This window comes from Lysinibacillus sp. NPDC096418, from assembly GCF_044762775.1.
Taxonomy (GTDB): Bacteria; Bacillota; Bacilli; order Bacillales_A; family Planococcaceae; genus Lysinibacillus.
This window is the reverse complement of the sequence record NZ_JBIWEY010000046.1, coordinates 25155-34928: the sequence shown is the minus strand read 5'-3', so window position 1 is coordinate 34928 and position 9774 is coordinate 25155. Positions and strand designations below refer to the sequence as shown.

General features: G+C 37.9%; 11 protein-coding genes and 1 pseudogene. 7 read left to right on the top strand and 5 right to left on the bottom strand.

The features are described 5' to 3' along the window. Positions 1-302: pseudogene (locus ACIQZG_RS22400) on the bottom strand (IS3-like element ISEnfa5 family transposase); the annotation flags it as partial. Between the two features lie 94 nt (positions 303-396). After that, positions 397-2076, bottom strand: a complete 1680-nt coding sequence (locus tag ACIQZG_RS22395; RefSeq protein WP_402758032.1) for a formate--tetrahydrofolate ligase — start codon at positions 2074-2076, stop codon at positions 397-399. A gap of 191 nt (positions 2077-2267) precedes the next feature. On the opposite strand from ACIQZG_RS22395, the gene ACIQZG_RS22390 reads away from it, so the two are divergent. Next, on the top strand, positions 2268-2468 hold the full coding sequence (locus ACIQZG_RS22390; protein WP_402758030.1) for a cold-shock protein: 201 nt from the start codon (positions 2268-2270) through the stop codon (positions 2466-2468). Positions 2469-2510: 42 nt separating this feature from the next. Here the strand turns inward: ACIQZG_RS22390 and ACIQZG_RS22385 are convergent, their stop codons facing one another. Continuing rightward, entirely contained in the window at positions 2511-3284 is a 774-nt protein-coding gene (locus tag ACIQZG_RS22385; protein WP_402758028.1) for a VOC family protein, read from the bottom strand. Between the two features lie 194 nt (positions 3285-3478). Between ACIQZG_RS22385 and ACIQZG_RS22380 the strand changes: the two genes are divergently transcribed. From ACIQZG_RS22380 to ACIQZG_RS22365, 4 genes are all read left to right on the top strand, one after another. Next, entirely contained in the window at positions 3479-3967 is a 489-nt protein-coding gene (locus ACIQZG_RS22380; RefSeq protein WP_402758026.1) for a flavin reductase family protein, read from the top strand. Positions 3968-4139: 172 nt separating this feature from the next. Continuing rightward, on the top strand, positions 4140-4592 hold the full coding sequence (locus tag ACIQZG_RS22375; protein ID WP_402758024.1) for a YoqH family protein: 453 nt from the start codon (positions 4140-4142) through the stop codon (positions 4590-4592). A gap of 186 nt (positions 4593-4778) precedes the next feature. Continuing rightward, positions 4779-5354, top strand: coding sequence for a TetR/AcrR family transcriptional regulator (locus ACIQZG_RS22370; protein ID WP_402758022.1), 576 nt, complete (start codon positions 4779-4781; stop codon positions 5352-5354). 97 nt (positions 5355-5451) lie between these two features. Further along, positions 5452-6807 (top strand): MATE family efflux transporter, encoded by a 1356-nt coding sequence (locus tag ACIQZG_RS22365; RefSeq protein ID WP_402758020.1) that lies wholly within the window; start codon positions 5452-5454, stop codon positions 6805-6807. Between the two features lie 64 nt (positions 6808-6871). Here the strand turns inward: ACIQZG_RS22365 and ACIQZG_RS22360 are convergent, their stop codons facing one another. Further along, entirely contained in the window at positions 6872-7291 is a 420-nt protein-coding gene (locus ACIQZG_RS22360) for a DUF4181 domain-containing protein (RefSeq protein WP_402758018.1), read from the bottom strand. Positions 7292-7560: 269 nt separating this feature from the next. Between ACIQZG_RS22360 and ACIQZG_RS22355 the strand changes: the two genes are divergently transcribed. Together ACIQZG_RS22355 and ACIQZG_RS22350 are read left to right on the top strand one after the other, a co-directional pair. Then, positions 7561-7740 carry a hypothetical protein gene (locus tag ACIQZG_RS22355; protein ID WP_402758016.1) on the top strand — a complete coding sequence of 60 codons (180 nt, stop codon included), beginning with the start codon at positions 7561-7563 and terminating at the stop codon, positions 7738-7740. 253 nt (positions 7741-7993) lie between these two features. Further along, positions 7994-8410 carry a YhfM domain-containing protein gene (locus ACIQZG_RS22350; protein WP_402758014.1) on the top strand — a complete coding sequence of 139 codons (417 nt, stop codon included), beginning with the start codon at positions 7994-7996 and terminating at the stop codon, positions 8408-8410. Between the two features lie 37 nt (positions 8411-8447). Here ACIQZG_RS22350 and ACIQZG_RS22345 read toward each other — a convergent pair whose 3' ends face one another. Beyond that, the gene (locus tag ACIQZG_RS22345; RefSeq protein ID WP_402758012.1) at positions 8448-9773 is read right to left on the bottom strand and encodes an LLM class flavin-dependent oxidoreductase; all 1326 of its coding nucleotides are present in this window, start codon (positions 9771-9773) and stop codon (positions 8448-8450) included. Position 9774 lies beyond the last annotated feature (1 nt).

The window sequence follows — 9774 nt, the reverse complement described above, 5'->3', positions numbered from 1 at the left end:
AACCACTTTTTGAAAACTGATAAACTACTTATCCCGTATTTGGCGAGGATCTCGAACATGGAGTAGTTCTTTGTTAAATAATCTTCTACAGCACCCCGCTTTAATTCCTCTGAGTACACCTTATTTTTCTTAGGTCGAATTAAGGCTTCTACCCCGCCATATTTATACAGAGCACGCCATACTTGTAGAGTTGTCATGTTTACTGAAAACATTGTGCAGATTTCTTCGAGAGTATGACGACCTTCCTCTAAATATTGAAGTGCTAAAATTTTTACATCTGGTGAAAATGATTTTTTAGACATGAAAAAACTCCCCATTTAATAAACAGATTTTATTTTTTAATCTGTCTACCTAATAGGGAGCATATCATTTGAGATGACTTTTGGATTTTCCTATTTAGAATAGCCCTACTGCATTTCCGTCATTATCAACGTCCATACGTAGTGCTGCTGGAACTTTTGGTAGGCCAGGCATTGTCATAATGTCGCCAGTTAAACATACTAAGAAGCCCGCACCCAGTTTCGGAATAACTTCACGAATTGTAATGGTAAAGCCTTCTGGTCGACCAAGTAAGCTTGGTTGGTCAGATAAAGAATATTGTGTTTTTGCCATACAAATCGGTAGAACATCCCAACCGAATTTTTCGATTTGCGCAATTTGTTTTTTCGCTTGATCTGTGAAGTTAACATCTTTTCCGCCGTATACTTTTTGTACAATCGTACGTACTTTTTCTTCGATTGAATCCGTTACTTCATATAATGGAGCGAAGTTATTTTCTTCCTCAATTACAGTAAGTACTTCCTTCGCTAGCGCTAGTCCGCCTTGTCCGCCCTCTTCCCAGACGTTTGTACGGGCAATGCGTACATTTTGTTCTTTACACCAGTTTAACACCGCTTCAAGCTCAGCTTCAGTATCAGTGATGAAACGATTTAATGCAATGATCGGTTCAACACCAAATGCACGAACTGTCTCCACATGCTTCGCTAGGTTTGCGATACCTTTTAATAATGCATCTACGTTTTCCCCAACTAGTTCTGTTTTCGCAACGCCACCGTGCATTTTAAGCGCGCGGATTGTAGCGACGATTACGACTGCACTTGGCTTAAAGCCAGCTTCACGCGCTTTTATGTTCATGAACTTTTCAGCACCTAAATCTGCAGCAAAACCGGCTTCTGTTACAACAATATCTGCTAATTTACGAGCAGTTTGAGTCGCCATAATTGAGTTACAGCCATGCGCGATATTCGCAAATGGTCCACCGTGAATAATTGCTGGTGTGCCTTCTAATGTTTGCACTAAGTTTGGCTTGAATGCATCTTTTAACAGAAGTGTTAAAGCACCTTCAACTTGTAAATCACGAACAAATACTGGTTCACGATTGAATGTGTAACCAATCACGATATTTGATAAACGTTCACGTAAATCTTCAATACTTGTTGCTAAGCAGAATATTGCCATAATTTCTGAAGCAACCGTAATGTCAAAGCCGTCTTCACGTGGCATTCCTTGAACTGGACCACCAAGGCCAACTACGACTTTACGTAATGCACGATCATTTAAATCCATTACGCGTTTCCAAATAATACGACGAGGATCAATATTTAGTACATTACCTTGATGAATATGATTATCTATAAATGCAGATAATGCATTATTAGCAGATGTAATAGCGTGTAGGTCACCTGTGAAGTGAAGGTTAATATCTTCCATCGGTACTACTTGTGCGTAACCGCCACCAGTTGCGCCACCTTTAACGCCCATTACTGGACCTAGTGAAGGTTCGCGTAAAGCTACTACAACTTTTTGATTTAATTGGTGTAAGGCATCTGAAAGACCAACTGTTACTGTCGATTTCCCTTCGCCAGCTGGTGTTGGGCTAATCGCCGTCACTAAGACAACTTTCGCATCAGCTGCTTGTGCCTTAATTTTTAATGGGTCGATTTTTGCTTTGTAGCGACCATATTGCTCTAGCGCATCTTCTGGAATGCCTGCTGTTTTCGCAATATCCGTAATAGGCTTCATAACCGCTTGACTAGCAATTTCTAAATCTGATAATGGTTTATTCGATGTTGTCATTATGATTCCTACTTTCTCTAATGTTCACCTACAATTATAAGCTATTTTCGAATAAAGCAAAGGAAGATTTTCAAATTTCCGACAATCATTTGACAACTGACCTTAATTCCTGTATCTTCTAAGGGGAAATGCAGTTATCACATTTTTCAAAATACAATACTTATTTTCAGTCGCATTGGAGGCGAACGCTTATGCAACAAGGAATCGTAAAGTGGTTCAACAACGAAAAGGGTTATGGATTTATAGAATGTGATGATGGTGAAGATGTATTCGTACATTTTACAGGCATTCAGGAAGAAGGCTTCCGAACACTTGAAGATGGACAAAAAGTATCATTTGATGTAATTGAAGGTAACCGCGGTCCTCAGGCATCTAATGTCGTAAAATTATAAGCAAAAGGCATCAACATACGCATAGTATGTGATGCCTTATTTTTATGGATTAATATAATATAACGCTTGTGGGAACAGCAAAGTTCGTTTCTCTCTTGTGGTATCAGTCAACGTTACTGCAAATGGTCCCTCTTTGTGATCTGCTAAAATTCCAGTGTCATCATAGAAATCTAAACGCATATTGGGTAAATGTAATGATGTATAAGTTTCATGCAAAGTAGCTGCTGGTAATTGCAGTACATCTTGCCACAATGCGACGGTTTCATCCACATTTCTTACAACAAATTGTACGGAAGTCATCGACAGTGACTGCTGTGTATCTAATGCTCCACCTTTTTTTAGCTGTGCCAGTCTTTCGCTATCCTCATCAGCCCACTCGATGAAAAATGGAAAATCAATCGCTAAGTTGGGTTTGCCAAAATGCAATAACTTCCATTCAATAACTGATCCATCTGGGCGTGTTCGACTACATGCATCGGGCCCGTAAACTTCGAAGCCTAGTGCTCGTAAACGTTTAGCCTCCCCTTCAATATTCGTTGTGCGCAAAGCAATTCGGGAAAAGCCAAATTGTTCTTTGCCTCGTTTAAATGAATGATGCAATGAATACGGCAATTTCGCGGCATCCTCAAATAAGTCACGATTATATACCGCAATTTGCTCAATATACGTTAAGCCGAAATAACTTAACGTGTTGTATGTACCCCACATTGTATGTTGTCCACCATTAACCGTATGGATATGATGCTCATTCAAAAATGCTTTTGTGTCTTCCGGTGATGCAACTTGCTGAACTAAGTGATCGAATTGTAAACTCATTCCTCTTTCCCCCTTTTATTCACTATAACATATACTTTACCTAGTTGTTTAATTGGTTTAAAATAAAACTATGAACATACATACCATGAATACTAGCTTCGGAGTTTGCTTGCCACAACTATCAGACGAATTATGTAGTCAACTCGTTGCGCAAACAGAGTGTATGTATCATAAACTATGATGAGGTGAAAAATATGACTGAAAAAGTTTTTGCATTTAAGCAAGCTCTAGGCAATTATCCAACGGGCGTAACTGTTGTGACAGCATTAAATAGCGCAAACGAACCAATTGGCTTAACCGTTAATTCATTTGCGTCTGTTTCAATCGATCCACTGCTCATTTTATGGTCGCTCGATAAAAGATCCAAACTACATGCAGACTTTTTGGCTGCGAAAAACTTTGCAGTCAATATTTTAGCGAGTGAACAAGCTCAAGTATGTACATTATTTGCAAGTAAAGAAGATCGTTTTGCCCAAGCAAAATGGTCGACTTCAACATTAAATTTACCGATTCTATCGGATACCTTATCCGTTTTACAATGTGAGGCATTCAAGCAAGTGGATGCTGGAGACCATACAATATTCATCGGGCACGTCGTTGATATCGACAATAATGATAAGGAACCACTCCTTTATCATCGTCGACAAACCGGACCAATCCCTACAAGCTTTTACAACAAGTAAAAATCTCTTCTTTAAATAAATATGTAAACCTAGCTTATATTATTAAAAGAACTCTTTTCTGGGAGTTCTTTTTTCATTTCGGTTGATAACTTAGTAACACGACTCGACATTTCAAAACATAATCAAGTTAAACGTGGATAAACTAATCAAAATCCATTGCAAGAGGTGCATGATGAAAAAGCTTATTTTAGTCTTATGTATAATTGCTACTTTTGTTGTAAATCCTTCCCAAACCCATGCAATCACTATGCCCTGCAGTCTAATTTTGGAACCTGTTCATCCTAGTTTGGCAAACGCTAAAGGTGTAGCATTGGTCTATAAAGTGCAATTATTCCCGCCAAGTTTTGCACGGACTAATATCAGCATTCTTGCCGTTCATCTTCCCGATCCTTCAACTTACGGAGACTATGATGGTTATGAGGGATTTGTGTTTATTCCCAAGGAAATAAGTTGGCGTTTCAGGCTGTACCCTACACCCGAAGAGGATAGTCCGACGTGGGCTGGTCGATTCGATGCCATTACAGCCGAAATGAAAAATGTTGAGGTGCAAGTGCGTCTTTCTAATTCCAAAACTGAAAAATTAGGGCCAAGTATTTTAACAAACAGCATCAATTATTGTAAGTAGCTTACTCCGCGGATAAACTGCATGCATTCGAGGGTAATTCCACATTAGTGAGACTTCCCTTAAACTGGAAGCGCATAAAAAACATAAGATTCCTCTCATGTTCCAGTAGACATTCCCTCGACAAATATAGTAATATAAAACCATCAAAACTAAAAAGGTGTTTATAGTTTTCTTGGGGGTTATGGGTTGAAAACACGAATCATACAAGCATTCATTGAAGAAACTCGAAATAATGGCATTAAGTTCACAATGGATGATCTCGCAAAACGACTAGGAATAAGCAAACGTACGCTATACGAAAACTTTTCATCGAAAGTAGATATTCTTGATTCTATTATTGATTTTACACTTAGTGAGTTTGATGAACAGACTCGCCTAATCATCGATAATCCTGAATTTACACTGGCGGAAAAAATAAAAAAAGCGATCGTTGTCTTACCGAAATACAATGAGTTTTACGATTTACGTATTTTAGAACAATTGAAACGTTCCTACCCTGCACAATGGGAACGCGTAAACCGTGAATTGAATCAGTGGGATGATCTTAAAGCACTTCTTGAAGAAGGTATTAAAACAGGGATTATTAAGAATATGAACATCGACTTGTTGATGAAATTGATTATTGAGACTGCGAATATTACGTTGGATAGACAATTCTTTTTACAGCATAGTATCTCAATATCAGAATCATTAGAAACAATAGTAGATGCATTATTGAATGGAATAATGACTGAAAAAAATGATGAATGTACTGGCACATAAACTGCCAGTTTCTTTTCGCCCTAAGAAAACTATAAAAACAAAAATAGTTTTTTGGTTTTTTGAACCAATTAAAAATAGATAAGGATTTGAAAATGCAATGCAAAAGGAACAAATAGTAAACCGTTTAGATACGGAATCTGTAGGGAAATCTTTCTTGAGGTATTTAATCCCCTCAATCGTCGGAATGTTGCTGATGGCTGTCAATATCGTGGTTGACGGAATCATGGTAGGCAACAAGTTAGGTCCAGTCGCACTTGCAGGTGTAGGAATTGCTGGCCCAGTCTATACAATTTTTGTCGCCATGTCATTATGGATTGGGATTGGTGCTGCAACTCGATATTCTGCAATGATGGGCGCTAAACGACCTGATCAAGCACGTATCATTTTTTCACATGCTATAAGCTCAATATTTATCTTGACGATGATTATTGGACTTACTGCCTTTGTCTTTCGAACAGAACTTGCGTATTTACTAGGGGCAAATGCAGATACGTTTGAGTACACATCTGGTTACCTGAACGTCATGCTACTGTTTGGATTCGTCTTCACAGTAGAAAATGCTTTTAGTATTTTAGTGCGTAATGATGGCGGTCCAAATACAGCAATGATTGCACTTATCGCTACATCAGTTGTCAATATTATATTAAACTACGTATTTTTATTCGTTCTGGATTATGGCGTAGAGGGTGCTGCTATTGCGACAGTTCTTGGGGCACTTACTGGACTGATCATACTCAGCACGCACTTTTTCAGAAAAAAAAGCAACTTACGTTTTGTACGCTTCAAATTTGATAAAAAGCTTGCTCTTCTAATTTTGGTCATTGGTTTCCCTAGTTTTCTTGCGGAAGTCGGCATTTCGGTTTTCACGATTTCGCATAACATCGCATTTAAAGAGCTCGCGGGAACTGTCGGTGTATCAGCATTTACGATTTTGAATTATGTGCATAGTGTAATGTTACTGCTGTTTTTAGGAATGGGATCGGCCATCCAACCGCTGATTAGTTATTATAGCGGCGCCAAAGATGAGAAGAAAATGAAACAAACAATACGTCTTGCTATTGGGACAGCTCTCGCAGCAGGTATCTTCTTTGTGTTCATCGGACAATTTGCAGCAACTCAGATTGTTAGCTTATTCGGTGATTTCCCTGAAGCAGTAGTGACACTGGCCGTATCGGGCATTAAACTATTCTTTATCGCGTATCTTTTTATGGGCACGAACTTTGTTATGATGACCTATTACCAATCCATTGGACACATCAAAATGGCAACGTGGATTACTGCAGCACGTGAAATTATCGTGTTACTCATCTTACTGATGATCATGCCACGATTATTCGGCTTATCAGGTGTGTGGCTTGCAATCCCAACATCTGAATTCATTGTACTTCTGACAATTTATTTTTATCATAAGAAATGGTATAGCCAAAATTCGGAATTACGTTTAGCTAAATAATTAATAAATCCCGTCACTAATATAAGTGGCGGGATTTATTATAATGTTTGGGCAATAGCCCTTTTTATGTGAATAAACCAAAGAAATTTGTTTTCATCATTAACGTAAATAATGCAATAAAGAATACCATTTCTATAATCGTTAAAACATATGCTTTACGATTTTCTACATATCTCCATTCCATGTAAGCTCGTACGGATTCAGTTACAACTAAAAATACTAAAAAGACCATCCACAGCTCAATATCCCCAGTGAATTCTGGAGAATTTGTAAAAATCAAATAAAAAGTATAAGCAAGCACTAGTATCGTAAAAGTAATCCGTATCGCCCAGTCTATTTTCTTATGTACATCGTTAATGTGGTTATATGAAAACCATTTTTTCCTTTCCACTTTTAATATTTTTCTCATACCAAGGCTGAATGTGACAATGCAAAACCATAGTCCAATTAATATTATAATAAATATCAAAAATTCATTATTCAACACCTGTTGTCCTCCTCCAAATTACCGGCTGATCATTTCAATCATTGATCTCAGAGTGTTATTATTTTCTTTAATACCTTCATCCACTAATTCACATTAAAGCCCCTTCATTAATTTACAAACTTTACCTATTCAAATATTACACTGAAAAAACAAAAATAACATTAACAAACGATATTTATATATAAATCGAACACTCCCACACCCTAATATTTGTAAATGTGATATGCTATAAATAACGATTATTTCTGAAATAAAGAGGTGTTAGTATGATTAAGAAAGGCATTCAAAAGGCCTTAATTTTTTTCGCCATATCCAGTGGCTTACAATTATTTTTTAAAGCTGAAGTAAGTTGGGGTGAAATTGCAGGAACTTCTTTTTTATTTTTACTTTTCACACTGTTGTATGATTGGGCAAGTATTCCGTATAAATGGCAGGAGAAAAAATGAAGTTATTTCCAGTGTTATCCTTATATAACCTCCTCATTATATGAAATTGGATTTTTCTACTTAGTATAGAAGTACTTTGAATTAGTAATTGGCGTAGCAATTTTTGATTTATTAGTATTCATGTTTCTTTTTTTCTACTTTTATTCTTCGCATGATTTTCTTTATAGGAGTTTAACATTATGACACAACTTTTGATTTGAAACAATAGAAAATTGGTACACGCAGCTCCACTGAAAGGAATGATAAGGTAACAATGGTCAATATTAAAAGACTTCTCATCCTTATTCTACTGCTATGCATAGCTACTAGTTGTGCAGGTGTGGAAAGACAAAAAATCGAAGTAGATAAACGTAGTGATTCTGGTGTTTATGAGGCGTACAAAGAAATTATTAAGTTAAAGGAAGTTTCCTTGGTAAAGGATATTCTCCATAACGTAGATTGGGAGAGAAAGAAAGTAGATATGGCAAGAGAGGCCGACTACCGGTTTATATTTCAATTTGTCAATCCAGATGTCGAAGCAAAGGCCATTCCATATTCTGTTTGGATTGGTCCTGACAAAGAAACCGTAGAGGTAGTACAAGGTAACGATCAATATGTTCATTTAACCAAAGAAGATTCCCATCAGCTATTTGAAGCTATCACAGAGACCTCCCTTATCAATGTCAAGTAAAATGAGGGACACCTTACATTAAGCGTGTCCCTATCATTTAAATTTCTACCTTTTCATAGCGTGACACTACTTGTGGTAAACCTAAATTTTCACGTAATGTCGTGCCTTCATATTCTGTACGGAAAACGCCTCGCTTCTGTAAAACAGGAACTACTTTTTCTACAAAATCAGTAAAACCTTGTGGGAAATATGGCGGCATAATATTAAAACCATCCGCCGCACCATTGTCAATCCATTCTTCTAGTTGATCCGCTATTTGCTCTGGCGTCCCGAAAATTAATCGATGCCCACGTGAGCCTGCAATACGAAGATACAATTCGCGAATCGTCAATTGCTCGCGCTTCGCCAAATCAATAATCAGTTGCTGACGACTACGGTTACCATTCGTAAGTGGAATGTCTATCGGTAGCGGACCATCTAAATCATAGCCTGTAAAGTCGAAACCTCCTAAATAATCGGATAAGAAATCGAGTCCAATCTCTGGCGTAATAAGACTTTGCAGTAGTTCATATTTGGCATATGCCTCTTCTTCTGTATCCCCAACATATGGTGACACACCTGGCATAATTTTGATGTCATCGGCATTGCGTCCAAATGCGATAGCCTTCTCTTTTAACTTTTTATAGAAGTTTTGCGCATCTGCTAATGTTTGCTGCGCAGTAAAAATCACATCTGCTGTTTTTGCAGCTAAGTCTGTCCCCGCTTCCGATGAACCTGCCTGCACAATGACGGGACGGCCCTGCGGTGAACGAGAAGAATTGAGTGGCCCTTTGACAGCGTAATACTTGCCTTTATAATTCAGTGTATGCAACTTACTTTTATCAAAATAAGCGCCACTTACTTTATCGCGCACGAGAGCTTCTTGCTCCCAACTATCCCATAAACACTTTACAACCTCTACAAACTCATCCGCACGATCATAGCGCAGAGAATGATCTAAATGTGAATTTTGATTAAAATTTAACGCCTCAGCATCATAATAAGATGTAACAACATTCCACGCTGCACGTCCGCCACTTAAGTGATCAAGGGAGGAGAATTTTCGAGCAATGTGAAAGGGCTCATTATACGTTGTCGAAGCCGTTGCAGTTAAACCAATATTTTTCGTCACGGTTGATAATGCAGCATGCAGTGTCAGCGGCTCAAAGCGTACAAGTTCTGCAGGATGCGATAAGTGGTTAAACGATAGTCCATCACTTAAAAACAACATATCTAGTTTTCCAACTTCCGCTACTTGTGCAATATGCTGAAAAAATGCAATACTTTCACTTGCATCGCTTGGTACATCTGGATGACGCCAAGATGCAATATGGTGCCCTGTGCCCATTAAAAAAACACCAAGTTTCATTTGTTTTTTTACCATG